23 protein-coding genes are annotated in these 24,634 nt (G+C 62.4%); 14 read left to right on the top strand and 9 right to left on the bottom strand.

Translation table 11 applies throughout. The annotated features are described in order from the left end of the window. Positions 1-3: 3 nt before the first annotated feature. A complete protein-coding gene (locus JFU04_RS15995; protein WP_106803645.1) occupies positions 4-1,167 on the bottom strand; it encodes an acyl-CoA dehydrogenase family protein in 1,164 nt (387 codons plus the stop codon). Positions 1,168-1,196: 29 nt separating this feature from the next. Further along, positions 1,197-2,015, bottom strand: a complete 819-nt coding sequence (locus JFU04_RS16000) for an FAS1-like dehydratase domain-containing protein (protein WP_201144878.1) — start codon at positions 2,013-2,015, stop codon at positions 1,197-1,199. Positions 2,016-2,206: 191 nt separating this feature from the next. Between JFU04_RS16000 and JFU04_RS16005 the strand changes: the two genes are divergently transcribed. The 4 genes from JFU04_RS16005 (at position 2,207) to JFU04_RS16020 (ending at position 6,349) form a co-directional block, all read left to right on the top strand. Beyond that, positions 2,207-3,097: a LysR family transcriptional regulator gene (locus tag JFU04_RS16005; RefSeq protein ID WP_065907961.1), complete on the top strand. Its 891-nt coding sequence runs from the start codon at positions 2,207-2,209 to the stop codon at positions 3,095-3,097. 33 nt (positions 3,098-3,130) lie between these two features. Further along, positions 3,131-3,619 (top strand): GFA family protein, encoded by a 489-nt coding sequence (locus JFU04_RS16010; RefSeq protein WP_106803643.1) that lies wholly within the window; start codon positions 3,131-3,133, stop codon positions 3,617-3,619. Between the two features lie 94 nt (positions 3,620-3,713). Continuing rightward, positions 3,714-5,537, top strand: a complete 1,824-nt coding sequence (locus JFU04_RS16015) for a serine hydrolase domain-containing protein (protein WP_201144880.1) — start codon at positions 3,714-3,716, stop codon at positions 5,535-5,537. 20 nt (positions 5,538-5,557) lie between these two features. Next, entirely contained in the window at positions 5,558-6,349 is a 792-nt protein-coding gene (locus JFU04_RS16020) for a MipA/OmpV family protein (RefSeq protein ID WP_083221476.1), read from the top strand. A gap of 69 nt (positions 6,350-6,418) precedes the next feature. On the opposite strand, the gene JFU04_RS16025 is transcribed toward JFU04_RS16020, so the two are convergent. Both JFU04_RS16025 and JFU04_RS16030 read right to left on the bottom strand, forming a co-directional pair. Then, the gene (locus tag JFU04_RS16025) at positions 6,419-7,696 is read right to left on the bottom strand and encodes an ATP-binding protein (protein ID WP_120448804.1); all 1,278 of its coding nucleotides are present in this window, start codon (positions 7,694-7,696) and stop codon (positions 6,419-6,421) included. Then, positions 7,697-8,404, bottom strand: coding sequence for a response regulator (locus tag JFU04_RS16030; RefSeq protein WP_201144882.1), 708 nt, complete (start codon positions 8,402-8,404; stop codon positions 7,697-7,699). 157 nt (positions 8,405-8,561) lie between these two features. Here JFU04_RS16030 and JFU04_RS16035 point away from each other — a divergent pair, with 157 nt between their 5' ends. Next, positions 8,562-9,761: an MFS transporter gene (locus tag JFU04_RS16035; protein WP_201144884.1), complete on the top strand. Its 1,200-nt coding sequence runs from the start codon at positions 8,562-8,564 to the stop codon at positions 9,759-9,761. Here the strand turns inward: JFU04_RS16035 and miaE are convergent. Beyond that, the gene (gene miaE, locus JFU04_RS16040; protein ID WP_078048732.1) at positions 9,717-10,319 is read right to left on the bottom strand and encodes a tRNA-(ms[2]io[6]A)-hydroxylase; all 603 of its coding nucleotides are present in this window, start codon (positions 10,317-10,319) and stop codon (positions 9,717-9,719) included. The genes JFU04_RS16035 and miaE overlap by 45 nt on opposite strands. A 150-nt stretch (positions 10,320-10,469) precedes the next feature. On the opposite strand from miaE, the gene JFU04_RS16045 reads away from it, so the two are divergent. Next, a complete protein-coding gene (locus tag JFU04_RS16045) occupies positions 10,470-11,333 on the top strand; it encodes a universal stress protein (protein ID WP_065907943.1) in 864 nt (287 codons plus the stop codon). Between the two features lie 42 nt (positions 11,334-11,375). On the opposite strand, the gene JFU04_RS16050 is transcribed toward JFU04_RS16045, so the two are convergent. Further along, positions 11,376-11,846 (bottom strand): DUF1289 domain-containing protein, encoded by a 471-nt coding sequence (locus tag JFU04_RS16050; protein ID WP_065907941.1) that lies wholly within the window; start codon positions 11,844-11,846, stop codon positions 11,376-11,378. Between the two features lie 395 nt (positions 11,847-12,241). On the opposite strand from JFU04_RS16050, the gene acnB reads away from it, so the two are divergent. After that, a complete protein-coding gene (acnB, locus tag JFU04_RS16055) occupies positions 12,242-14,851 on the top strand; it encodes a bifunctional aconitate hydratase 2/2-methylisocitrate dehydratase (RefSeq protein WP_065907939.1) in 2,610 nt (869 codons plus the stop codon). A 273-nt stretch (positions 14,852-15,124) separates the two neighbouring features. On the opposite strand, the gene JFU04_RS16060 is transcribed toward acnB, so the two are convergent. Together JFU04_RS16060 and JFU04_RS16065 are read right to left on the bottom strand one after the other, a co-directional pair. After that, a complete protein-coding gene (locus JFU04_RS16060; protein ID WP_207200660.1) occupies positions 15,125-16,774 on the bottom strand; it encodes a SulP family inorganic anion transporter in 1,650 nt (549 codons plus the stop codon). Between the two features lie 120 nt (positions 16,775-16,894). After that, positions 16,895-18,172 carry a serine/threonine transporter gene (locus tag JFU04_RS16065; protein ID WP_065907935.1) on the bottom strand — a complete coding sequence of 426 codons (1,278 nt, stop codon included), beginning with the start codon at positions 18,170-18,172 and terminating at the stop codon, positions 16,895-16,897. A 451-nt stretch (positions 18,173-18,623) separates the two neighbouring features. Here JFU04_RS16065 and JFU04_RS16070 point away from each other — a divergent pair, with 451 nt between their 5' ends. The 7 genes from JFU04_RS16070 to JFU04_RS16100 all read left to right on the top strand — a co-directional run bounded on the left by JFU04_RS16070 (position 18,624) and on the right by JFU04_RS16100 (position 24,116). After that, complete coding sequence (locus tag JFU04_RS16070) at positions 18,624-19,124, top strand: DUF4822 domain-containing protein (RefSeq protein WP_201144886.1); 501 nt, start codon at positions 18,624-18,626, stop codon at positions 19,122-19,124. 54 nt (positions 19,125-19,178) lie between these two features. Further along, a complete protein-coding gene (locus JFU04_RS16075; RefSeq protein WP_201144888.1) occupies positions 19,179-19,613 on the top strand; it encodes a hypothetical protein in 435 nt (144 codons plus the stop codon). 152 nt (positions 19,614-19,765) lie between these two features. Then, a complete protein-coding gene (locus tag JFU04_RS16080) occupies positions 19,766-20,359 on the top strand; it encodes a TetR/AcrR family transcriptional regulator (protein ID WP_106803637.1) in 594 nt (197 codons plus the stop codon). A 182-nt stretch (positions 20,360-20,541) separates the two neighbouring features. After that, complete coding sequence (locus JFU04_RS16085) at positions 20,542-21,066, top strand: cysteine hydrolase family protein (protein WP_120448809.1); 525 nt, start codon at positions 20,542-20,544, stop codon at positions 21,064-21,066. A 109-nt stretch (positions 21,067-21,175) separates the two neighbouring features. Continuing rightward, entirely contained in the window at positions 21,176-22,129 is a 954-nt protein-coding gene (locus JFU04_RS16090) for a 2-hydroxyacid dehydrogenase (RefSeq protein WP_065907927.1), read from the top strand. Between the two features lie 129 nt (positions 22,130-22,258). Next, the gene (locus tag JFU04_RS16095; RefSeq protein WP_106803634.1) at positions 22,259-23,326 is read left to right on the top strand and encodes a phosphotransferase family protein; all 1,068 of its coding nucleotides are present in this window, start codon (positions 22,259-22,261) and stop codon (positions 23,324-23,326) included. A gap of 22 nt (positions 23,327-23,348) precedes the next feature. Next, on the top strand, positions 23,349-24,116 hold the full coding sequence (locus tag JFU04_RS16100) for an SDR family oxidoreductase (RefSeq protein ID WP_003190816.1): 768 nt from the start codon (positions 23,349-23,351) through the stop codon (positions 24,114-24,116). On the opposite strand, the gene JFU04_RS16105 is transcribed toward JFU04_RS16100, so the two are convergent. Beyond that, positions 24,117-24,560: a carboxymuconolactone decarboxylase family protein gene (locus tag JFU04_RS16105; protein WP_065907921.1), complete on the bottom strand. Its 444-nt coding sequence runs from the start codon at positions 24,558-24,560 to the stop codon at positions 24,117-24,119. Positions 24,561-24,634: the final 74 nt, after the last annotated feature.

Below are 24,634 nucleotides of genomic sequence, written 5' to 3' on the forward strand. Positions count from 1 at the left end.
GCCTCAGAAGCTGCGTGGCAGTTCGAGCAAGTGCTCGGCCACGTAGGACAGGATCAGGTTGGTCGAGATCGGCGCCACCTGGTACAGGCGGGTTTCGCGGAATTTGCGCTCGACGTCGTACTCGCAGGCAAAACCGAAGCCGCCGTGGGTTTGCAGGCAGGCGTTGGCCGCCTCCCAGGACGCCTTGGCCGCCAGGTACTTGGCCATATTGGCGCTGGCCCCGGCGTTCTGGCCGCTGTCGTATTCCTCGCAGGCGCGCCAGCGCATCAGGTCGGCCGCTTCGATTTCGATATGCGCTTCGGCAATCGGGAATTGCACGCCCTGGTTCTGCCCGATGGGCCGGCCAAACACCACGCGGTCGCGGGCATACGCACTGGCCTTTTCGATGAACCAGCGGCCGTCGCCGATGCATTCGGCGGCGATCAGCGTGCGCTCGGCGTTGAGGCCGTCGAGAATGTATTTGAAGCCCTTGCCCTCCTCGCCAATCAGGCTATCGAGGGGCAGTTCCAGGTTGTCGAAAAACAGCTCATTGGTCTCGTGGTTGACCATGTTGGCGATGGGCTGCACGGTCAGGCCGTTGCCGATGGCCTCGCGCAGATCGACCAGAAAGATCGACATGCCCTCGGACTTTTTCTTCACCTCGGCCAGGGGCGTGGTGCGCGCCAAGAGGATCATCAGGTCGGAATGCTGCACCCGCGAGATCCAGACCTTCTGGCCATTGATCACGTATTTGTCGCCGCGCTTGATCGCGGTGGTCTTGATCTTGGTGGTGTCGGTGCCGGTGGTGGGCTCGGTCACGCCCATCGACTGCAGGCGCAATTCGCCGCTGGCGAGCTTGGGCAGGTAGAAGCGTTTTTGCGCCTCGCTGCCGTGTCGCAGCAAGGTGAACATGTTGTACATCTGGCCGTGCACGGTGCCGGAGTTGCCGCCGCAGCGGTTGACCTCCTCGAGGATCACCGAGGCTTCCGCCAGGCCCAGGCCGGAGCCCCCGTATTCTTCAGGGATCATTGCCGACAGCCAGCCGGCGTCGGTCAGCGCCTTGACGAAGGCTTCGGGGAAGCCCTTTTCTTCATCGATCTTGCGCCAGTAAGCGGCGTCGAATTCGGCGCACAAGGCGCGCACACCGTCGCGGATAGCATTCAGTTCTTCGTTGTCATTGGGGTGCATGTCACGGCTCTCCGCCTGTTGTTCTTGGATTATTCGAAACGTACTTCGGCGGTCTGCGCGAGGCCGTCCGCATTGCCCGCCCATAGCGCGGCGACACCCTCTGCGGTCACGCGCCCGCCGACTTCAAACGGCTGCGGCGCAATCAACGGGCGTACGCCGCGATAGGCAAAATGGCGCAAGGTCGCGTCCGGATGCGCACGGCAAAAGGCTCGCAAGCTCAAGGTGGCGATCAGCGGACCATGCACCACCAGCCCGGCATAGCCTTCGGTGCCGGTGACGTAGGGGTAGTCGTAGTGAATGCGATGGCCGTTGAAGGTCACGGCGCTGTAGCGAAACAGCAGGGTCGGCGTCGGGTCGACCGCCTCTTTCCACTCGCCCCGGGCCAGGGCATCGCCGCTGCCGGCCTTGGGTGGCGTCGGTTCGCGGTAGACGATGTCCTGTTCTTCGCGGATGGCCAGGCGGCCGTCCTGGGAGTAGTCGTGGCGCACGGTAACGAACAGCAGCGAACCGGTGCGGCCGGTCTTTTCTTCGACCTGGGTGATGGTCGACACGCGCGTCGCCGCCTCACCGGCACGCAAGGCGTGCAGGAACTCGATACGCCCACCGGCCCACATGCGATTGCGATTGTCGGCCGGCGGCAGGAAACCGCCCCGGGCCGGATGGCCGTCGGTGCCCAGGGCAGTCTCCGGCAGCGGGTCCTGGAAAAAGCACCATTGCCACAACGGTGGCAGGTCAGCACCCTGCTCTGGCACGGGTTCGCCGAAGGTGGCGGCGATTCGCCTGAGCAGGTTGGGGCTCAGGTGATCGTGGGCGGTTTCGCTTCGGCCGATCCAATCAGTGGCGCTCATCGGGTGCAGGTCCTCGGGCAGTGAGTGTCTGCCCCGGATCATGCAAGCGCGTGCCCGTTCTGAGAATTTGCATTTCAATAAACCAGCGTTCGGTTATGCTGAACGCCAGCCTCAATTACAAGCGTGTTCCTTGTAGGCGCTGGCTTGCCAGCGCCCAGTTGCCATCACCATTGCCCGAATAGGTGTCTTGCATGCACTTTGATCTCGCCGACCTGCGCCTGTTTATCCATATCGCCGAATCCCCCAGCCTGACCCAGGGCGCCAAGCGTGCGTTTCTCTCGCCGGCTGCCGCGAGTGCGCGGATCAAAGCCCTGGAGGGCCAACTCGACACGCGCCTGCTGTACCGCGACAGCCGTGGCGTGGAGATCACCCCGGCGGGCGAACGGCTGCTGCACCATGCGCGGTTGATCATGCGCCAGGTCGACTACCTGAAGAGTGAGTTCACCCAGTACGGCGTCGATTCTGCCGGGCATATCCGCATCTTCGCCAACACCACGGCGGTCACCGAGTTCCTCCCGGAGGTACTCGCGGGTTTCCTGTCGCAGCGCCCCGGTGTGACCGTGGACCTGCAGGAACGCCTGTCCCGCGATATCGTGCGCGGCGTGCTTGATGGCACCAGCGACATGGGCATCATCGCCGGCCCCGTGGAGGCCGCGGGTCTGCAGGTGCTGCACTTCAGCACCGATGAACTGGTGCTGATGGTACCGGTCGACCACCCGCTGGCGCAGTTGCCCTCGGTGACCCTGGAGCAAACGCTCGCCTACCAGCATATCGGCCTGCATGAAGGCAGCACGTTGTTGAGTTTCCTGCGTGAGCACGTGGAACGCCTGGGCAAACATTTGTCGCTGCGCATCCAGGTGTCGAGCTTCGAGGCGATCTGCCGGATGGTCGAGGCCGGGGTCGGGATCGGCATCATTCCCGAGTCGGCCGCCGTGCGGCACAGTCGCACCATGCAGTTGGTGGCGGTGAAGCTGGATGAGCCCTGGGCGATTCGCGAGCGCAGCATCCTGGTACGCGAGCTGGAAGCACTGCCGGGGACCATTCGTGCATTGATTGCCACGCTGATGCCGCAGAGCGCCTAAGCTCAGCAGTCACCTTGCCAGAGGAGACGCCCCATGCAACTCGAAGGATCCTGCCATTGCGGCGCCGTGACGTTCAGCCTGAACAGTGCCCACCCCTACCCTTATCAGCGTTGCTATTGCTCGATCTGCCGCAAGACCCAAGGCGGTGGCGGCTACGCGATCAACCTTGCCGGGGACACCCAGAGCTTGAAGGTCCAAGGCCGCAAACAGATTTCGATCTATCACGCGCGGCTCAAGCCCGAGGGCGCCAGTCGCGCCCACGCCAGCACCGCCGAGCGGCACTTCTGCTCGCAGTGCGGCAGCGCCCTGTGGCTGTTCAGCCCGGAATGGCCGGAACTGATCCACCCGTTCGCCTCGGCCATCGACACGCCCTTGCCGGTACCGCCGCAACACACGCACCTGATGCTCGGTTCGAAGGCGCCCTGGGTCGAGGTCAGCGTGCGCAAGGGCGACCTGCAGTTCGAGGAATACCCCGAGGAATCCATCGCCCAATGGCATGAGCGCCTGGGGTTGACCCGTTAACAGTCTTTGACAGTTTCCCGACAAAGCTCGCAAAGATTGTCGGACCGCGCTTCCCTAGCATTCGAGCATCCAAACGGCCATCCGGGTGCTCTTCATGTTTCGCACATTGCGCGGTATTCCGCTGTTGGGTTGCCTGCTCGGCAGTCTCGGTTGCCAAGGGCAATCGCCGGCCCCGCCGCCGATTCCCAAGGGTGACTACGGCGCCGTCATTCGCTACCTGCAGGCGCGTATCCCGCGCGACATGGCGCGCGACAATGTGGCCGGCCTCTCGATTGCCCTGGTCAATGGCCAGGAACTGATCTGGGCGCGCGGCTTCGGCCTGGCCGACAAGGCGCGGGGCGTGCCGGTCACGCCGAACACGGCGTTTCGCGCCGGCGGCATTTCCAAACTGCTGACCGCCACGGCAGCCTTGCAACTGGTCGAGCAACAGCGGCTGGCCCTGGATGCCCCGATCCAGCAGACCCTGCGCGAGTTCCATGTGCGTTCGCGCTTTCATGCCGACCCGGCCGCCGCCGACCGCGATATCACCTTGCGGCGGTTGCTCAGCCACCAATCCGGCCTGCCCAGCGAACACCTGCGCGACCTGCGCAGCGACTTCGCCATGGGCCAGATGCCGATGCGCGTCTCCGGCGTGTGGTTGAGCAGTCCACCGGGCTCTCAAGTGGCCTATTCCAACCTTGCTTATGCGCTGGTCGGGGCCGCCATCGAACGCGCCAGCGGCAACAGCTTCGAAGCCCAGTTGCAGCACAGCCTGCTCAAGCCGCTGGAGATGAACCAGTCGGGGTTTATCGGCACCCGCAGCGCGCAGGACTACCGCGCCCAAGGCTACGAGGACGGCATTGCCAGCCCCGATGCCCAGGTGCGCGACCTCGCCGCAGGCGGTTTGTGGACCAGTCCCAAGGACCTCGCGCGCTACCTGCAGATGCTGTTTGCCCACGGCATCTACAAAGATCAGCGGCTGCTGCGCAGTGCCTCGATTGAGCAAATGTTCACCCAGCAAAACACCGGCAACGCGCTGGACTTCGACTGCCAGATGGGCCTGGCCTGGTTCCTCGCGCCCTGCGGTGACGAACCGGTCGGCCCCGCCATACGCACCTACCAGCACAGCGGTGGAGGGGATGATTTTGCTGCACAGTTGACCCTGCTGCCGGACCAGCAACTGGGCGTGATCATCATGGCCAATGACAGCCATGCCGAGGAACTGGTCGCCACGCTGGCCACCGACACCCTGCGCCTGATGCTGCAGGCACAAACCGGCCAGGCAGTCTGCGCCGATGACTGCCAGGCGCCCAGCCATGGCCTCAAGTTGCGCCACGTGCCGGCGGCCATCGACCGCAAGCGCCTGGCCGGGTTCTACGCGACCGCCTGGGGCGTGTTTCGCATCAAGGATGGCCACAGCCGGCTGGCAGGCGAGCTGGCCGGCTTCGATTTCGAGCTGCTGCGCGACGACGAAGGCTGGTTGCGCGCGCAGAAAAAAGTCCTTGGCTTCTGGCTCAAGGACCTCGGCGAACTCAGCCGCATCCAGTTGGACGTTGTCACGGTGCAAGGCCGCCAGATGCTCACCGCACGCAGCCACGGCCAACGCATTGCCGTCGGCGAGCGCATCGAGCCGCCGCCCTTGCCCCTGGCCTGGGCCGACACCATCGGCACGTATCAAGTGCTCAACACCCATGAGCCCGACGCACCGTTGAGCGGTGTCAGCGTGCGCCTGGAAGACGGCTTCCTGGTGATGCGCGGCCAACGACACGACGAACCGCTGACCGACTACATCCTGCTGCCGGTCGACAACGCCCACGCGGTGCTGGCCGGTAACGGCTATGGCCTGGGCGACACCGTGAGCCGCCAGGTCAACGGCCTCAGCGCCTCGGGCTACGCCTTCAAACGCACGCAATCCCCTCATAAACCCCTGGTTCTCTAACCCCCTGGATGGACATTCTTATGCGCTCGACAACCCTGTGCCTGTCGCTCTCCTCACTGTGCCTGCTGGCCGGTGCCGACCGCGCCCTGGCCGAAGACTGGCAATACAGCCTCAAGGCCGGCGTGGCCAACGCGCCGCGCTACAGCGGCAGCGACCAGCGCATGAGCGCGCCGCTGCTGGGCGGCAAAGTCGTCAGCCCGTGGGGGATTTTCCTCGACACCGACAAAGGCCTGGGCTGGGGGTATGAAGGCAACGCCTTGAGCTTCAGCACCTACGTGGGCGCCAGCAGTTCGCGTAAAGACAAGAACGAAAGCCTGCACGCCGGCTCCAAGCGACTCAAGGGCATGGGCGAGATCAAGGCCCGCCCGCAAGTGGGGGTAAGCGCAAGCTACAACTTGGGCGGCGTAATCGTCGGCGCGACCCTGGAGCACGCGCTCAAGGAAGACGACCACAAGGACAGCGGCAAGGCCTTCACCCACCTGGAACTGAGCCTGGGCACCAACCTCTATGACGGCCGCTACGGTTCGGTCGACGCCAGCCTCAGCAGCCATTTTGGTGACCGCAACTACCTGCAGACCTGGTACGGCGTGACCACCGGCCAAGCGGCGCAAAGCCGCTTCCAGGCCTACAAGGCCGGTGCAGGCAACATCAGCAACGGCCTGAACCTGGTGTGGAGCGTGCCGATCAGCGAACACACCGAATTCTCGACCCTGCTCGATGTGCAGTACCTGGCGGATGAAGCGGGCAAGAGCCCGATTGTCGAGCGCAGGCTACAAACGTCGGTGATGGGCGTGCTTGAGTACACGTTCTAATGAGGTAGCCCCATCAACCTGTGAGAGCAAGCCCCCTCCCAGCGGTGAGTTCTGCACGATGGACGCTTGTTACTCGGCATACGCCCAGGTCATCCGGAACGACGCCCCGCCCCACTCTGAATCCAATACTTGCACCTGCCCGCCATGCCACTGCGAAACCCGCTGCACCAGCGCCAGGCCGAGGCCGAAGCCACCGGTGCGGCGGTCGCGGCTGGCGTCCAGGCGCATGAACGGCTGGAAGATCTTCGCGCGACCGTCCTCGGGCACACCGGGGCCGTCGTCGCACACGCGCACTTCATAGCCGCTGCCGAACTTGACCAGCGACACTTCGACCCGGCGCTCGGCGTAGCGGATGGCATTGCGCAGCAGGTTGATCACCGCACGTGCCATGAAGCGCGGTTCGATCTGGATAAAGTCCACCTCGCAGGTGCGCAGCGACAGCTGGATGCCAGCCGCCTCAGCCTCCAGCGCCACGCTGCCGATCACGCTGTCGAGCCAGCTGTGGGCCTCGATGCGCTCGCGGGTCACCTGGGTGGCGCCGCGCTCCAGGCTGGCATAGGTGAGCAGTTCGGAGACCATTTCTTCCAGCTCGCCGAGGTCGGCGTACATGTCGGCGATCAACGCGCGGCTCTCGCGTGGGTCGGCCTGTTGCTTGAGCTGGTCGAGCTCGAACGACAACCGCGCAATCGGCGTGCGCAGCTCGTGGGACACCGCGTTGGTGAGTTCACGCTGATTGGCGATCAGGCTTTCGATGCGTTCGGCCATCTGGTTGAAGTGCCCGGCCAGCTCACGCACGGTGGAGCGTCGCGGCAGCAGGATGCGCGAGCCGAGGTCGTTGTCGCCAAAGCGTTGCGCGGCCAGGCGGATGTGCTCCAGGTCCCGCCAGTGCGGGCGCACCCAGAAGTACAGGACGATGGCCAGGCACAACCCGAGAAACCCATAGGCCCACAGGTACAGCCATTTGGGTTCTTCCGGCAGCTTGATTTCCAGCAACTGCGGGCCACCGTCGATGCTGGTGAGAAATTCCCGGAAGTCGCCACGCACCACCAGCAACCCTTCGGCCAGCAGTTGTTGTTCACGCGCGCTCAGCGCCTGGGTGTCTTTGGGCACCAGCTTGAGGCGCAGGCCATAATGCACTTGCAGCTCGTCCAGCCGGGCCTGGCGCTCGTCCCCGCGCAGCGGCCGTAATTGCTCTACCAGCCCATAGGCCGGACCGCGCAGGGCTTCGCGGTTATAGGTTTCATTGGCCTCGGGCAACAGCTCGTCGAAGGTGTAGTTGACCAGCCAGATCGCCGCCGCCAGGCCGATCGCCAGAATCACATACAGGCGCAGAAACAGCCGCAGCATCTAGACCTCCCACGCAAACGGATTGAACAGATAGCCCTTGCCCCAGATGGTCTTGATGCACACCGGCTCGCGGGGATTGTCATTGAGCTTGCTGCGCAACTTGCTGATGTACACGTCGACGCTGCGGTTAAGGCCATCGAAGGCGATGCCGCGCATGCGGTTGAGGATGTCGTCGCGCGAGAGGATCTTGCCGGCGCTGCTGGCCAGCAACCACAGCAGTTCGAACTCCATGGTGGTGAGGTCGACCTGCTCCTCCCCAAGGCTGACCACCCGGCAACTGCGGTCGATCGCCAGCCGCCCAAAGGCGATGGAGCCGCGCACCGTCGGCTCCGGCGCCTGCCGACGCTGCAGCGCGCGCAGGCGCGCGAGCAGCACCGGGGGCTTGATCGGCTTGATCACATAGTCGTCGGCTCCGGACTCCAGGCCGAGGATGTGGTCCAGGTCATCTTCCTTGGCGGTGAGGATCACAATCGGCGTGTCAGACACAGTGCGAATCTCGCGGCACACATGCAGGCCGCTCTGCCCCGGCAGCATCAGGTCGAGCACGACGATTTTCGGCTTGAACTCGAGAAACGCCGCCAGGGCTTCGTCGCCCCGGTGCACCACGCGCACCTCGAAGCCATGCTGCGACAGAAAGTGCGCAATCAGCCCTGCCAGCTTCTCGTCGTCCTCAACGAGCAGGACCTTGCCCAGACCCAGGTTTTCCATAAGTTCTCAGTGTGCAAAGGCGGATTGAAGAGTGGGCATTATAGGTGGCAAGCTGGGCCTCTGACCCCACTGGTCAACGGCGGCTGACGAAGCTTCATGCTTTTAAGAGTTTTTAACAAATAGCCCGCACTCTTTAACGCCATTCACAGGGAGTTGTATGCGCAAGGATTACCTGGCGTTCTTCGTTTCACTGTTCCTGTCACGGCTGGCAGACCAGATCCTGCTGTTTATCGTGCCGTTGATCGTGTTTCAGACCACCCAGAGTGTGTCGTGGGCCGGGCTGGCATTTTTCGTCGAGTCACTGCCACGCTTTCTCGCCTTCCCGGTGTGCGGCGCATTGTGTGACAAGTTTTCCCCGGTGCGCATCCTGCATATCAGCCAGGTCTACCGGGCGCTGGCGTGTGGGGTGGCGGTGGCACTGTACGCGGTGTTCGAAGGCATTTATTGGATCGTGGGGCTTTCCGCGCTGTGCGGGGTGCTGACCACCCAGGGCATCATGGCCCGTGAAGTACTGATGCCGCATGTTTTCCAGCAATACAGTTATGCCAAGACCCTCTCCTACTCGCAGATCGCCGACCAGAGCGGCCTGGTGCTGGGGCCGCTGATTGCCGCACTGATGCTGCAAGTGTGGGCCTGGCATTGGGTGGTACTGGGCATCGCCGGCCTGTTTGTGCTGGCGGACCTGGCCATGTGGGCCTGGCAGCGCAGCAATACAGTGACGCTTGCACACCATGCGCAGCACCGGGATATCTGGGTGCAACCGCTGCGCATTGCCTTCGGGCATATCCAGCAGTTGGCGGGGCTCAAGCGCTTGATTGCGCTGACGGTCGGGGTCAACTTGATCATCGGGGTCACGCTGGCCACGTCCGCCGCCATGGTCATCGGTCTCTACGCGGCAGACAAGGATGCCTACGCCCTGCTGCAAGCCGCCGGCGCCCTGGTGACCATCGCGATTCTGTTTTACCTGGCGCGCAGCGCACTGCCGCTGAAAGTGCTGGGTGGCCTGTCGTACGTGTTGATCGCCGTCGGCGCATTGATCACCGCCCTCAGCCCGACGCTGTGGGCTTACACCCTGGGCTTTTTGCTGGTGATCGGCTTCGACAAGATGTACAGCGTGTACATGCGCAGCGTCCGGCAAAAAGTCATCCCGGTGCAGGACTTCGGCAAGACCGTCGGTGTGATCACCCTGCTCAACAACCTGCCACAACCACTGGCCGGCCTGGCCGTGGCGCTGCTTGCCAGCCCGTTGGGCACGCAAACGGTGATCCTGCTGCTGACCGCGATCACCGCGTTGATCGGCGTGGCCGTGGCCTCAGGCTGGTACGCCACTGTGAAAGCGGAACTCGATGTCGGGTGACTCGATCAGTTCCTGCTCGGCCGCCCGCACCCGCTCGATCACCTGGGCGATGTCCTTGGCGTCGCCGTACTGGTAGGCCAGCTTGAGGTAACCCTGGAAGTGCCGCGCCTCGCTTTTCAGCAGGCCGAAGTAGAACTTGCCGAGTTCCTCGTCCAAATGCGGCACCAGGGCTTCGAAACGCTCGCAACTGCGCGCTTCGATAAATGCGCCGACCACCAGCGTATCCACCAACTTGACCGGTTCGTGGCTGCGCACCACCTTGCGCAAACCGGAGGCATAACGCCCGGCGTGCAACTGGCGCAGTTCAACCTTGCGCTTTTTCATCAGGCGCATGACTTGTTCGTGGTGCACCAGCTCTTCGCGGGCCAGGCGCGACATCATGTTGATCAGGTCAACATGGCCGTGGTACTTGGCAATCAGGCTGAGGGCGGTGCTGGCGGCCTTGAATTCGCAGTTCTTGTGGTCGATCAGCAGGGTGTCCTGATCGGCCAGCGCGGCCTGGACCCAGGCGTCGGGGGTGCGGCAGCCGAGGAATTCGTGGATTTCGGGCAGGTTCATCGGGCTCACGGGTAAAGGATCACAAAAGGGCGCCGATTATACCGACCGCGCCGCAGACCACCAGCCACCGGCCTTGATGTGCATCAACATGACGTCCGGCGAGCAGCAACTATAGTTGTTCCAGCCCGCCCCTTTTTGGAGATCCCGATCATGCAAGCCATTCGCAGCATCCTGGTGGTCATCGAGCCCGAGCATTCGGAAAGCCTGGCCCTCAAGCGCGCGAAGTTGATCGCCGGGGTCACCGGCGCGCACCTGCACCTGCTGGTGTGCGACCGCAAGCACGAGCACTCGGCGCTGTTGAGCCTGCTTAAATCCTCCCTGCAAGAGGATGGCTACAGCGTCACCACCGAGCAGGCCTGGAATGAGAGCCTGCACGAAACCATCATCGACGTGCAGCAGGCTGAAGGCTGTGGCCTGGTGATCAAGCAGCATTTCCCCGACAGCCCGTTGAAAAAGGCCCTGTTGACCCCGGCGGACTGGAAGTTGCTGCGCTACTGCCCAACGGCCGTGCTGCTGGTCAAGACCGCTACGCCGTGGGCTGGCGGGGTGATCCTGGCCGCAATTGATGTGGGCAACACCGATGGCGAGCACCGTTCGCTGCACAATTCGATCATCGATCATGGCTTTGATATCGCCAGCCTGGCCAAGGCGCAGCTGCATGTGATCAGCGCGCATCCGTCGCCCATGCTGTCGGCGGCGGACCCGACCTTCCAGCTCAAGGAGACCATCGAGGCGCGCTATCGCGAGCAATGCAAGGCTTTCCAGGCTGAGTTCGATGTGGACGATGCGCACCTGCATATCGAGGAAGGCCCGGCGGATGTGCTGATCCCGTTCGCGGCGCATAAATGGCAGGCGGCGGTAACCATCATCGGCACCGTGGCGCGCACCGGGCTTTCCGGGGCGCTGATCGGCAATACGGCGGAGGTGGTGCTGGATGAGGTGGAGAGCGACGTGCTGGTGCTCAAGCCGCAGGAGCTGATGGATCACTTGGAGGAACTGGCCACCCAGGCCTGACACGCAGGCCGGTGCAGGCTGGCTTCAAAGGTGGGAGCTTCATCAGTGCCCAAACGCGTCCTTGAGGAACCCCGGGGCGATATAGCGCTGGTAGTGGGCCTCGGACAAGATAAAGAACTCGCGGTCGATGGCGTCGCGCAAGTCCGGCAGGTTCCAGTCACGAAATTCCGGCAACAGCACCATGCCATAGGCTTCCAGGTTGGAAATCACCCGCGCGCCCCGGGCAATCAACTGATAGGCCCAGCAGTACTCGGATTGGTGCGGCACGAAGCGAATCTTGCGCTGCTCCAGCTGGCCGCGCAGGGTCTTGGGGTCGAAAATCTCCAGTTTGCCGGCCATCACCTGCACCAACAGCTGCTCCAGGCGCAGCCACACTGCCCGTTTTTCTTCTTCGTTATAGCCATTCCACTGGATCACTTCGTGGTGGAAACGCTTGCAGCCACGGCACACGAGATCGCCGTAAACCGTGGAGCACAGGCCGACGCAGGGGGTCTTGATGGTTTGGTTGGACATGGGCAACGACACGCAAATCAGCGAAACAGTGCGCCATGTTAGCCCTTTGTCTAACCTTCATCACCCTGCAAACTTGGCGAGGCAACTTACCTTTAGAAATTTTTTGCCGTAGAATCATCCGGCCTTGTAAGGCGCCAATAATCCGCTGGAAGCTGTTTTCAAAGCGTCACGAGCACAGTCGTTCCTTCAGAACGGTGTTGGCGTGGGTTCGACCCGGTAGGTCAGGACCCTCGCCAACCCTCATCAGCTCCGTTCTGCAGGCGTAAAACTTTGAAAGCAGCTTCTGTGAGGAATGCCGGCAGCGCTGGCTTTGCGGCCCAAAAAGCCCCCGAGCGCATGCGTGCCGATCATTTCTGGATGAGCGTCCCGTGGGACCACTGATGAGGGTAATAACTGTGCTTGAAGCCTACCGCAAACATATCGAAGAGCGTGCCGCCCTGGGTATCGTTCCCCAGCCGCTTAACGCCGAACAAACCGCAGGCCTGGTCGAGCTGCTGAAAAATCCTCCGGCTGGCGAAGAAGAATTCCTCGTTGACCTGATCACCAACCGTATTCCACCAGGTGTTGACGAAGCTGCCTACGTCAAGGCCGGTTTCCTGTCTGCCCTGGCCAAGGGCGAAGCCACTTCCCCCCTGATCAGCAAGCAACGCGCTGTTGAACTGCTTGGCACCATGCAAGGCGGCTACAACATCGTGACGTTGGTCGAGCTGCTGGACGACGCCACCCTGGCACCTGTCGCCGCCGCCCAACTCAAGCACACCCTGTTGATGTTCGATGCGTTCCACGACGTCGCTGAAAAAGCCCGTAACGGCAACGAACACGCCAAGGCCGTAATCCAGTCCTGGGCCGACGGCGAGTGGTTCAAGAACCGTCCGACCCTGGCCGACAAGATCAGCCTGCGCGTGTTCAAGGTCACCGGCGAAACCAACACCGACGACCTGTCCCCTGCCCCGGACGCCTGGTCGCGCCCTGACATCCCGCTGCACGCCCTGGCCATGCTGAAAATGGCTCGCGAAGGCATCGTGCCGGACGAGCAAGGCAAGACCGGCCCGATGAAGCAGATCGAAGAGATGCGCGGCCAAGGCTTCCCGATCGCCTACGTCGGTGACGTGGTCGGTACCGGTTCGTCGCGTAAATCGGCGACCAACTCGGTACTGTGGTTCTTCGGCGACGACGTTCCCTACGTGCCGAACAAGCGCGCTGGCGGCTTCTGCTTCGGCAGCAAGATCGCTCCAATCTTCTACAACACCATGGAAGATGCCGGCGCCCTGCCGATCGAATTCGACGTCACCAACATGAACATGGGCGACGTGATCGACCTGTACCCACATGCTGGCAAAGTCACCAAGCACAACAGCGACGAAGTACTGACCACCTTCGAAATGAAGACGCCAGTACTGTTGGACGAAGTCCGTGCCGGCGGTCGTATCCCGCTGATCATCGGCCGTGGCCTGACCGAGAAGGCTCGCGCCGAGCTGGGCCTGCCGCCTTCGACCCTGTTCAAGCTGCCGGAAGCACCGGCTGAAAGCACCAAGGGCTTCACCCTGGCGCAGAAAATGGTCGGCCGTGCCTGCGGCCTGGCAGAAGGCAAAGGCGTTCGTCCTGGCACCTACTGCGAACCGAAGATGACCACCGTGGGTTCCCAGGACACCACCGGTCCAATGACCCGTGACGAACTGAAAGACCTGGCGTGCCTGGGCTTCTCGACCGATCTGGTAATGCAGTCCTTCTGCCACACCGCGGCTTACCCCAAGCCGATCGACGTGACCACCCACCACACCCTGCCTGACTTCATCATGACCCGTGGCGGTGTATCGCTGCGTCCAGGCGACGGCATCATCCACAGCTGGCTGAACCGCATGCTGCTGCCGGACACCGTCGGTACCGGTGGTGACTCCCACACCCGTTTCCCGATGGGCATCTCGTTCCCGGCCGGTTCTGGTCTGGTCGCGTTCGCCGCAGCCACTGGCGTAATGCCACTGGACATGCCGGAATCGATCCTGGTGCGCTTCAAAGGCAAAATGCAACCTGGCATCACCCTGCGTGACCTGGTGCACGCCATTCCTTACTACGCGATCCAGGCTGGCCTGCTGACCGTAGAGAAGAAAGGCAAGAAAAACGCCTTCTCCGGCCGCATCCTGGAGATCGAAGGCCTGAACGACCTGACCCTGGAGCAGGCTTTCGAGCTGTCCGACGCCTCGGCGGAACGTTCGGCTGCCGGTTGCACCATCAAGCTGTCCAAGGACTCCGTCACCGAGTACCTGAACTCCAACATCACCCTGCTTCGCTGGATGATCGGCGAAGGCTACGGCGATGCACGCACCCTGGAACGTCGTGCTCAAGCGATGGAAGCCTGGGTTGCCAACCCGGAGCTGATGGAAGCCGATGCCGACGCCGAATACGCCGAAATCATCGAGATCGACCTGGCCGAAATCAACGAGCCGATCCTCTGCGCACCGAACGACCCGGACGATGCCCGTCTGCTGTCGAGCGTTGCCGGCGAGAAGATCGACGAAGTGTTCATCGGTTCGTGCATGACCAACATCGGTCACTTCCGCGCTGCCGGCAAGTTGCTGGAACAGGTCAAGGGTCAGCTGCCAACCCGTCTGTGGCTGTCGCCGCCGACCAAGATGGACGCTCACCAACTGACCGAAGAAGGCTACTACGGCATCTACGGCAAGGCTGGCGCGCGCATGGAAATGCCGGGCTGCTCGCTGTGCATGGGTAACCAGGCACGTGTAGAACCGAACTCGACCGTAGTGTCGACGTCGACCCGTAACTTCCCGAACCGTCTGGGTGACGGCGCGAACGTCTACCTGGCGTCCGCTGAGCTGGCGGCAGTTGCCTCCACGCTGGGTCGCCTGCCGACGGTTGAAGAGTACATGGGCTACGCAGCGAAACTGGACACCATGGCCAGTGACGTTTACCGCTACCTGAACTTCGACCAGATCGCTGAGTTCCGCAAGATCGCAGCCAGCGCCAACATCCCGGTGATTCAAGCCTAAGGGTGTGTTGACGTAAAAAGACGCCGCGTACCGCAAGGTACGCGGCGTTTTTTTTGCAAGCTGCAAGCTGCAAGCCTCAAGCCTCAAGCCTCAAGCCTCAAGCCTCAAGCCTCAAGCTTAGAGCTTAGAGCTTGTCGCTTGTAGCTTGTAGCTTGTAGCTTTTAGCTTTTAGCTTTTAGCTTGTAGCTTTTAGCTTGTAGCTTGTAGCTTGTAGCTTGTAGCTTGTAGCTTGCAGCTTGCAGCTTGCAGCTTGCAGCTTGCAGCTTAGAGCTTCTAGCTTGTGCTGGCCTCCAGCGCCAGTTGCACCGCGCCGTCGACGCTCAGGCCGCTGAGCAGCACCTGCGGCGCCAACGCCTCGGGCAGTCCCTGCAGCACCTCGCGGGCGTCATGCCGCACACGGGCCAGCACCAGGCGCTTGCCCTCCCCGCGCACCTGGGCAAAAAAACCTGCCAGTGCTTCGATACTGGTGCCATCAAGGTCCGGTGACTCTTCCAGGCTCAGCACCACTGCGTCGACCGGAGACTGACGCATCAAGCGCAACGCCGCGCCCAGGATGCGCTCGGCATTCGCAAAAAACAGCGCCTCACTGGGCCGCACGATCAATACCCCGGGCACTGCCACGGCATCGGGATGGTGCAGGCGATCGACAAAGTCGTGACTGTCGCCCAGGCGCCCGAGCACCTGGAGGTCGGCTGAGGACATCTGGCGCAACATCAGCATCACGCTGATTGCAACCGACACCAGCAAGCCATCCAGCACGCCGAGCACCAGCACGGCCGCCACCGCGCAGACCACCAGCAGCCGATCGCGCCGCCAGATGAAATAACGCCCCAGGGGTTGCAGGCTCAAGCCTCGGCCCAAGGCATAGATGACGACGGCCGCCAGCACCGGCTCCGGGGTGAGCGCGACATACGGCAACACCGTCAGCACAATCACCAGGATCACCAGCGCGGCGAAGATTCCCGCCAAGCGCGAGTAGGCACCGGCCGCCTCATTGGCCGAAGTCGCCGAGTAACCGGCACCCGCCGGCATGCCGTGGAACAGCCCGGAGACCAGGTTGGCCGCACCGAGCGCGAGCAGATCACGGTTGGGTGACACCCGGTCGCCATGCTTGAGGGCGAATGAGCTGATGGAACCGTAGGACTCGGCGTACAGGATCATCACCAGCGCAAACGCCAATTCCCCCAGGCGCAGCCAGTCGGCGAACGGCAACACCGGCAAATGCCCCAGCTCCAGGCGCAGGTCGATCATACCGATCAGGGCCACGCCGTGGGCCTGCAGGTTCAGGTATTGCCCGGCCGCGATGCCAAGCACCACGACCACCAGCCCGCCGGGCACGCGCGGCATGCGTGCACACACCCAGAGCAGCAGCAACGCCACCCCGGCCACCATGGCCGCCTGCCAGTTCCACTGTGGCAGTTGCTCGAGCAATTGCGGCAGGAAGCGGACCAGGTTGTTATCGGTCAGGTGCACGCCCACCACACTCGCCAACTGCTTGAGGATGATGGTCAGCGCCAGGCCGAAGGCAAAGCCACGCAACACCGGCTTGGCGATAAACGAGGTGACGCCGCCGAGCTTGAACAGCCCGGCCAGCAGGAAAAACACCCCGGTGACCAGCACCAGCCCGAACGCCAGGGACAGCCGCAGCGCCGGGTCATCTGCGGCCAGGCTGGACGTTGCGGCCGCCAACACCGCCGCCGAAGACGAGGTGGCCGAGACAATCGCAAAACGGCTGGTGCCGAACAGGCCGTAGCACACCAGGCCGGCGAACAAGGCAATCACCCCGGCCTGGGGCGGCAGCGCGGCGATGCTCGAATAGGCCACGGCTTCCGGCAGCAGCAGGCCGGCAATCGATAAGCCGGCGAGCAGGTCCTGGGTACGGGTGGGCGGCGCAGCCACGGGAGTAGCAGGTTCAGTGTTCAAGCGGCCCGACCATCCTGGCAAATGAGGTGCGTCAGCTTAGCCTGCATTGAGGTTTTTCGAGCGCAAAAAAAAGCCGATTCGCGGTCTGCGCGAATCGGCTTTTTGGCGTGAGTCCCGCGGTCAGGACAGCAGCGAGTAAATCAACGCGGTAATCGCCACCAGGCCGACCGCCGTGACAAACACGTTGGACGCCTGCCCACGGTACTTGGCCATCGCCGGTACCTTGCGGATCGCGTACATCGGCATCAGGAACAGGATCGACGCGATGATCGGGCCGCCCAGGGTCTCGATCATGCCGAGGATGCTCGGGTTGAGCGTGGCGACGATCCAGCACACCACCAGCATGAACGCGGCGGTGATGCGGTCCAGGGTCTTCGCAGCCGGGCGCCGGCCGCTCTTGAGCACCAGGCCCTTGAGGCCTTCGCTGGCACCGATGTAGTGACCGAGGAACGACTTGGCAATCGCCACGAACGCGATCAACGGCGCGGCGAACTCGATGGTCGGGTTGTTGAAGTGGTTGGCCAGGTACGACAGGATCGACAGGTTCTGCGCTTTCGCTTCGGCCAGTTGCGCCGGCGACAGGGTCAGCACGCAGCTGAACACGAAGAACAGCACCATCACCACCATCAACAGGTGCGCGCGGGACAGGATCTGCGAGCTGCGCTCATCGGCGTGGGCACCGTACTGGCGCTTCTGGTCCACCGCGAAGGCCGAGATGATCGGCGAGTGGTTGAACGAAAACACCATCACCGGGATTGCCAGCCACAGCGTATTGAGCAGCGCGGACGGCGCCGGCACCACACTGGCGGTGCTGAGGATGCCGCCCGTCCAGTGAGGGATCAGGTACACCGCCAGGAACAGCAAGGCGACGATAAACGGGTACACCATCAGGCTCATGGCCTTGACGATTACCTGCTCGCCGCACCGCACCACAGCCAGCAGGCCGAGGATCAGCACCAACGACAGGATCGCGCGTGGCGGCGGCATGATATGCAGTTGATGCTCCATGAAGCTGCCGACGGTGTTGGTCAGCGCCACGCTGTAGATCAGCAGGATCGGGAAGATTGCGAAGAAGTACAGCAAGGTGATCAGCGCACCGGCGCGAATGCCGAAGTGCTCCTCGACCACGTCGGTGATGTCGGAGCCTTCGCGGCCGGACAATACGAAACGGGTCAGGCCACGGTGGGCAAAGAACGTCATCGGGAAGGCCAGCACCGCCAGGATCACCAGGGGCCAGAAGCCGCCCAGGCCGGCATTGATCGGCAGGAACAAGGTACCGGCGCCAATGGCGGTGCCGAACAGGCCAAGCATCCAGGTGGTGTCCTGGCGGCTCCAGCTTGTGAGGGTTGCAGGTGTCGTTGCATAGCGTTCGTCGACGCTATTGGCCTGATCATTCATCCGGTCGGATCTCCGCATTTACATAGCCGGGACGAGTCAGAAAAACCTGACAGGCAGCGCCCCGACCATAGAAGGGGCGTGATTGTCCGGGATTCTCTTGAATAAGCAAAGACTTAGCTGAGGAACGGTTTGCCGGTGCAGCCGCTCCAGGGCCGCCCTGGGCGATGGTTGCCGGGAATGTTGAAACCGTTTCGAGCGATTGCAGCGTGCTATTCGTGAATGCAGCCAAGTCTTGGCGTATTAACTGGACTCGACGTATTTAGAGAACCTACCTACAACTCAATCAGACACTAACGACTATCTAAATAAAATAATAAGCACACCACCGCGACAATTGTTACATAAGCCTACACAGCCATTGAGTCACCGCCAAACTTGAAACTAATATCGCCCGCAGCCGACCCGAAGAAAAACAACAACACCGCTCATTTAAAACAACAGGAGTTCGACCATGCGAAGACTTAACGCTGTATTTACCAGCCTGTTACTCAGCTGTTTTCTCATCCCGCACGCCAGTGCCACAGAACACGTGTTACCTGAAGCGGACATTCACGCGCTGGCGTCTTCGCCGCAATGGCTAACCACCAAAGTCTATATCGAAGGCGAGCCGGACAACGACGTCAAGGCCAACTACCCCGGCGTCGTCGGCCTATCCATGTGGGACCCACTGCGCAATCGCTATGAGTTCTTCTACACCGACACCGGCCGCTCAAAGCATGCCGATGGCGGCGGCGGATACTTCATGGTCACGGGCGACCGCAAGACGCATATCCTGATCCCGGACCTCGGCCCGAACCGAACCATCGTCAGGCGCCTGGAGAAACTTGATAACAGCGAATTCACTTACTCTCGCGAAGTTCCGCGCGACATGATCCCCACACAACCTCCCGTACGCATTTATGTAGTACACGCTCCGTATAAAGGCCCAATCAAGACAGCCATGTCGAATTAATTAAACATTGATGTTTAGCACTCTTCCAAACAACAAAGAACAAGGTGCCCGACCATGAATAGACGCAACCCTCTTCGTTTGCTGTTAATACCTGCTCTGCTGGCCGCCGCGCTGTTGCCCGCTGCAGCGACCGTTGCTGCGCCGCCAGAAAAAAATACGGCCATCACTGCCGATAACGCGGTCATGTTGACCGTGTTTCTTAAACACGATCAATCGCGCCCTCTGGGCGAGCTGAAGACGCAACTGGCCAAACAAGCGTTTCACGCCGTATTCCCACCCGCCGGGGTGGAGGTGCTGAGTTGGAACATCACCATGGGCATCGGCCAGGTCGTCGTGCTGCGCCTGCCGGCCTCGCGCCTGGCAGAGGTTAACCTCGCAATCGAAAACAGCGCGTGGGGGGTGTACACCACGGAATTTTTCCCCACCTACAATTTCATGCCCATCGCACAAGCCGAGCAGGACAAGGCGCGACGCAGCGCCCCGCAGTGATCGCCTGAGCGCTGCTGCGCCCCGAATGCGGCCAGGGGCGCAACACGTGCGGCCTCTGGGGACTAATACATTCCCGCACAAATCTATTTTAGAATGGCGCCCGTTGCTGTAGTTTTCATACAGCACCCGCCATTCTTCCTGTGAGCCCCGCCATGCCTCGCGTCTCCCGCAAACAAGCCGAACTCAACCGTGAAATCATCGTCGAGGCCGCCACGCACCTGTTTCGTGAGCGTGGGTTGCACGGCATCACCCTGTCGGATGTGATGGCCGCGGCCGGCCTGACCCACGGCGGCTTCTACGGCCACTTCGCGTCCAAGGAAGCATTGGCCACGGAGGCCTGCCAGCAGGCCTTCGAGCACGCGAACCTGGGCTGGCAGGAAAAGATCCGCACCAGCGAAGATCAGCAAGCGGCGCGCCAGGCAGTCCTGGCCCCCTATCTGTCGGCGGCCCACCGCGACAACCCGGGTGACGGCTGCCCGATCTCGGCGTTCACCCCGGATATGTGCCACGAGCCCGCCGACACAGCGCTGCAGCACACGTTCATAGACGGGGTCGAAAAGTCGCTGGAGATCTTTGCCCAGCTTCAGGATGAGGATCGCCAGGCGATGCTGGCGAAATACGCGATGATGATCGGCGCCGTCACCCTCGCCCGTGCGACACGCGGCAATCAGCTGTCGGACGAGTTCCTAGAGGCCGTACGAAACACCTTGTTGCCCGTTGACAGCCCCGCGCCTGTCCCAGCATGATCAGGCCATGAACCTGATTGCGCAGTACCTCACCCGTACCACCGCCACGACCGCTCAAGGCGGGTCGCGCGGTGGCTGTGGGTGCTTGAACTAAACATCCGCAGATTCAACCCAAGGCCCCGCCAGCAATGGACGGGGCCTTTTTATTGCTCCGCCACCTGGCAATCACAAGGAGCAACACCATGGCTGACGCCCTGCTGATCATCGATATGCAAACCGGCCTGTACGATGGCCCGGAAAAACCCTTCGAACGCGAGCGGGTGCTGGATACCATCAATCAACTGATCCAGCGCGCACGCGCGGCCCACGCGCCGATCTTCGTGGCACGCCACACCGGTCCGGCGGGTTCTCCAATCGCCGCAGGCAGCCCGTTCTGGCAGCTGTGGCCTGCGCTGGACGTCGATGCGGCCCGCGATCAGCTCTTCGACAAGACTCGCCCGAGTTGCTTCCTCGGCACCGACCTGGCGCAGCAACTGCACGCCGCGCAGGTCAAGCAACTGGTGATCGCCGGGATGAAGACCCAATTCTGCATCGACACCACGTGCCGGGTGGCCGTGGAGCTGGGCTTCGGCGTGGTACTGCCGGAAGACGCGCACACTTGCATGGACACCCCGGCGCTGAAGGCCGAGGCGATTATCGAGCACCACAACGCCACGCTGGCGGGCGCCTTTGTACAGCGGGTGAAAGCGGCCGAGGTCAGTTTCTGAACCGGCACGCGCTCGCCTTCGACCCTGCATTTTTTCTGACGCGGCGAAACGATATTACTTACAAATCGCGCATACTCGTCCCTTCAAACCCTTCAGGAAGAGCGTTCCGATGACCACCACTGTTCTGGTCCTGGTTGAAACCATCAACGAATACCTGCAAATCATCGAGAGCAATGACTTTCATGTGATCCTCGCGCCGACGCCGGCCGAACGCGCCCAGGCCATCAAGGCCCATGGTGGACAGATTAAGGCGGTGCTGACGCGCGGCCCACTGGGGTTGTATGCCGAGGAAATCGCCGCCCTGCCGCTGCTGGAGATCATCTGCGTGATCGGCGCCGGCTACGAACACGTGGACCTGCAGGCCGCGAGCAACCGCGGCATCGTGGTAACCAACGGCGCCGGGGTCAACGCGCCGTCGGTGGCCGACCACGCCATGGCGCTGCTGCTGTCGCTGGTACGCGGCATCCCGCAGACCGATGCGGCGGTGCGGCGCAGCGAGTGGCCCAAGGTGATGCGCCCGTCCCTGGGTGGCAAGCAACTGGGGATTCTCGGGCTCGGCGCCGTAGGCCTGGAAATCGCCAAGCGCGCAGCCCTGGGTTTCGGCATGGAAGTGAGTTACCACAACCGCCAGCCGCGTGATGATGTCGACTACACCTACTGCGCCACCGCAGTGGAACTGGCGCGCAACTCGGACTTCCTGATCCTGGCCACGCCCGGCGGCGCCAGCACTCGCCACCTGATCGACCGCAATGCCCTCGACGCCCTGGGCCCCAACGGTTACCTGGTGAATATCGGCCGCGGCAGCGTGGTGGTCACCGCCGACCTGGTCGCGGCCCTTGAGCAACGCCGTATCGGTGGCGCCGCGCTGGACGTGTTCGACGACGAGCCGAAGGTGCCCGACGCCCTCAAGCGCCTGAGCAATACCGTGCTCACCTCGCACGTGGCCGGCCTGTCGCCCGAAGCCGCCCACGACACCGTGCAGCGCGTGGCCGACAACCTGGTGGAATACTTTGCCGGCCGCCCGGTGCTCACGCCGGTGACCCTGCCAGCGCCCGAAAAATGACCGATCAGGCACGCTGATTATCGTCCAACACGCTAACCTATTAAGCCGCCCCGACCTTGTCGCTGGGCGGTGGTGCGCATTAGATTAGGAAATAGTCCGAGGCCTTTAGAATAAGCAGAAGGGATAAGCATGGCGCTGAACGACCAATCGACCCAGATTCGCCCAGGCGAAGAACTTGATGCCAGCCTGATCGATCCCTACCTCAAGGCCCATATCCCGGGCCTGAGCGGCACGCCCACGATCAGCCAGTTTCCGGGTGGTGCGTCGAACCTGACCTACCTGCTGGAATACCCAGGCCAGGAATTCGTGCTGCGCCGTCCACCGTTTGGCCACAAAGCCAAGTCCGCCCATGACATGGGCCGCGAATACCGCATTCTCAACCAGCTCAAAGACGGCTTCCCGTATTGCCCCAAGGCTTATGTGCATTGCACCGACGAGGCGGTGATCGGTGCCGAGTTCTACGTGATGGAGCGCGTCAACGGCATCATCCTGCGTTCCGACCTGCCAGCCGAACTGGGCCTGGACGCGACCAGGACCGAAGCACTGTGCAAGAGTTTTATCGACAAGTTCGTCGAACTCCACCAGGTCGACTACAACGCCTGTGGCCTGGCCGACCTCGGCAAACCCGAAGGCTACGTCGAGCGGCAGATCCGTGGCTGGAGCGACCGCTACGAAAAAGCCCTGACCCCCGACGCGCCGAGCTGGGAGAAAGTCCGCGCCTGGCTCAACGACAAGATGCCGGCCGACCACCCGACCTCGAGCATCGTGCACAACGACTACCGCTTCGATAACGTGATCCTCGACCCTCATAACCCGATGCAGATCATCGGCGTGCTGGACTGGGAACTGACCACCCTCGGCGACCCGCTGATGGACCTGGGCAACACCCTCGCCTACTGGATCGAGGCCGGCGACCCGGCGCCCGTGCAACTGATGCGCCGCCAGCCGAGCAATGCCCCCGGCATGCTTACCCGCCGCGAGTTCGTCGATTACTACGCTGAACGCGCCGGGATCCAGATCGACAATTTCGATTTCTACTACACCTACGGCCTGTTCCGCCTGGCCGGCATCGTGCAGCAGATCTACTACCGCTTCTTCCATGGCCAGACCCAGGACAAACGCTTTGCGCAGTTCATCCACATGAACAAGCTGCTGGAGCAGATGAGCCTGAATGTCATCGGCAAATCCGCGCTCTGATTGCACATAACAAGGAATCCCCATGTCCAAGACCAACCTGTTCGACCTCGACGGCAAGATCGCTTTTGTGTCCGGCGCCAGCCGTGGCATCGGCGAGGCCATCGCCAAGTTGCTGGCCCAGCAAGGCGCCCACGTGATCGTCTCCAGCCGCAAGCTGGAGGGCTGCCAACACGTGGCGGACGCGATCATCGCCGATGGCGGCAAGGCCACGGCCATTGCCTGCCACATCGGTGAAATGGAGCAGATCACCCAGGTCTTCGCCGGCATTCGCGAGCAGTTCGGGCGCCTGGATATCCTGGTGAACAACGCCGCCACCAACCCACAGTTCTGCAACGTGCTGGACACCGACCTCGGCGCGTTCCAGAAGACCGTCGACGTGAACATTCGCGGCTACTTCTTCATGTCGGTGGAAGCCGGCAAGCTGATGCGCGAAAACGGTGGCGGCAGCATCATCAACGTGGCGTCGATCAACGGCATTTCGCCGGGCGTGTTCCAGGGCATCTACTCGGTGACCAAGGCCGCCGTGATCAACATGACCAAGGTGTTCGCCAAGGAGTGCGCGGCGTTCGGCATTCGCTGCAACGCCCTGCTGCCGGGCTTGACCGACACCAAGTTCGCCTCGGCGCTGGTGAAAAACGATTCGATCCTGAAGATGGCCCTGGCGCAGATCCCGCTCAAGCGCGTGGCGGCCCCCAGCGAAATGGCCGGCGCGGTGCTGTACCTGGCCAGCGATGCCTCCAGCTACACCACCGGCGTGTCGCTGAATGTGGACGGCGGTTTCCTGTCCTGATCAAGCATTCGGCGGTTGCTGCCGAAAACTCACCGCCAGGCGGTTCCAGCCACTGATGCTGGACACCGCCATGGTCAGGTCCACCAGTTCCTGCTCGCTGAATTCCAGACGCACTGCCGCGAACAGCTCATCTGAAACGCTGGAGGTCGGCAGCGACGCCACCGACTCGCTCCAGGCCAACGCGGCCTTCTCCCGCGCCGTGAAAAACGGCGAATCGCGCCACACGCACAGGGCGAACAGACGTCGCTCAGTCTCACCGCGCTGACGCGCCGCCATCGAATGCATGTCGGTGCAAAACCCACAGTGGTTGAGCTGCGAGACGCGAATCTTGATCAGCTCCAGCAACGACTGTTCGATGGACAGGCCAAAGATCGCTGCCTCCAGCACGAGCATGCCCTTGAGCGCTTGCGGCGAAGCGGTGTAGTAATCCAGACGAGGTTCCATGGGGTGGCTCTCAGGCAGCGAATGCAATCACAACCTAGCCTAGAGTCCTCAAGGCATAAGCCCTATAGCCAATC

The sequence above is a fragment of the Pseudomonas sp. TH21 genome (assembly GCF_016651025.1).
Classification (GTDB): Bacteria; Pseudomonadota; Gammaproteobacteria; order Pseudomonadales; family Pseudomonadaceae; genus Aquipseudomonas; species Aquipseudomonas aylmerensis.

Excerpts from the sequence above, each read along its gene's own strand:
- JFU04_RS16085 (WP_120448809.1), top strand. The coding sequence starts at position 20,542 with ATGGCTGACGCCCTGCTGATCATCGATATGCAAACCGGCCTGTACGAT.
- JFU04_RS16035 (WP_201144884.1), top strand. The coding sequence starts at position 8,562 with ATGCGCAAGGATTACCTGGCGTTCTTCGTTTCACTGTTCCTGTCACGG.
- JFU04_RS16025 (WP_120448804.1), bottom strand. The coding sequence starts at position 7,696 with ATGCTGCGGCTGTTTCTGCGCCTGTATGTGATTCTGGCGATCGGCCTG.
- JFU04_RS16070 (WP_201144886.1), top strand. The coding sequence starts at position 18,624 with ATGCGAAGACTTAACGCTGTATTTACCAGCCTGTTACTCAGCTGTTTT.
- JFU04_RS16080 (WP_106803637.1), top strand. The coding sequence starts at position 19,766 with ATGCCTCGCGTCTCCCGCAAACAAGCCGAACTCAACCGTGAAATCATC.
- JFU04_RS16015 (WP_201144880.1), top strand. The coding sequence starts at position 3,714 with ATGTTTCGCACATTGCGCGGTATTCCGCTGTTGGGTTGCCTGCTCGGC.
- JFU04_RS16010 (WP_106803643.1), top strand. The coding sequence starts at position 3,131 with ATGCAACTCGAAGGATCCTGCCATTGCGGCGCCGTGACGTTCAGCCTG.
- JFU04_RS16005 (WP_065907961.1), top strand. The coding sequence starts at position 2,207 with ATGCACTTTGATCTCGCCGACCTGCGCCTGTTTATCCATATCGCCGAA.
- JFU04_RS16065 (WP_065907935.1), bottom strand. The coding sequence starts at position 18,172 with ATGAATGATCAGGCCAATAGCGTCGACGAACGCTATGCAACGACACCT.
- JFU04_RS16050 (WP_065907941.1), bottom strand. The coding sequence starts at position 11,846 with ATGTCCAACCAAACCATCAAGACCCCCTGCGTCGGCCTGTGCTCCACG.
- JFU04_RS16105 (WP_065907921.1), bottom strand. The coding sequence starts at position 24,560 with ATGGAACCTCGTCTGGATTACTACACCGCTTCGCCGCAAGCGCTCAAG.
- JFU04_RS16000 (WP_201144878.1), bottom strand. The coding sequence starts at position 2,015 with ATGAGCGCCACTGATTGGATCGGCCGAAGCGAAACCGCCCACGATCAC.
- JFU04_RS16045 (WP_065907943.1), top strand. The coding sequence starts at position 10,470 with ATGCAAGCCATTCGCAGCATCCTGGTGGTCATCGAGCCCGAGCATTCG.
- miaE (WP_078048732.1), bottom strand. The coding sequence starts at position 10,319 with ATGAACCTGCCCGAAATCCACGAATTCCTCGGCTGCCGCACCCCCGAC.
- JFU04_RS16020 (WP_083221476.1), top strand. The coding sequence starts at position 5,558 with ATGCGCTCGACAACCCTGTGCCTGTCGCTCTCCTCACTGTGCCTGCTG.
- JFU04_RS16075 (WP_201144888.1), top strand. The coding sequence starts at position 19,179 with ATGAATAGACGCAACCCTCTTCGTTTGCTGTTAATACCTGCTCTGCTG.
- JFU04_RS16095 (WP_106803634.1), top strand. The coding sequence starts at position 22,259 with ATGGCGCTGAACGACCAATCGACCCAGATTCGCCCAGGCGAAGAACTT.
- JFU04_RS15995 (WP_106803645.1), bottom strand. The coding sequence starts at position 1,167 with ATGCACCCCAATGACAACGAAGAACTGAATGCTATCCGCGACGGTGTG.
- JFU04_RS16030 (WP_201144882.1), bottom strand. The coding sequence starts at position 8,404 with ATGGAAAACCTGGGTCTGGGCAAGGTCCTGCTCGTTGAGGACGACGAG.
- JFU04_RS16100 (WP_003190816.1), top strand. The coding sequence starts at position 23,349 with ATGTCCAAGACCAACCTGTTCGACCTCGACGGCAAGATCGCTTTTGTG.
- JFU04_RS16090 (WP_065907927.1), top strand. The coding sequence starts at position 21,176 with ATGACCACCACTGTTCTGGTCCTGGTTGAAACCATCAACGAATACCTG.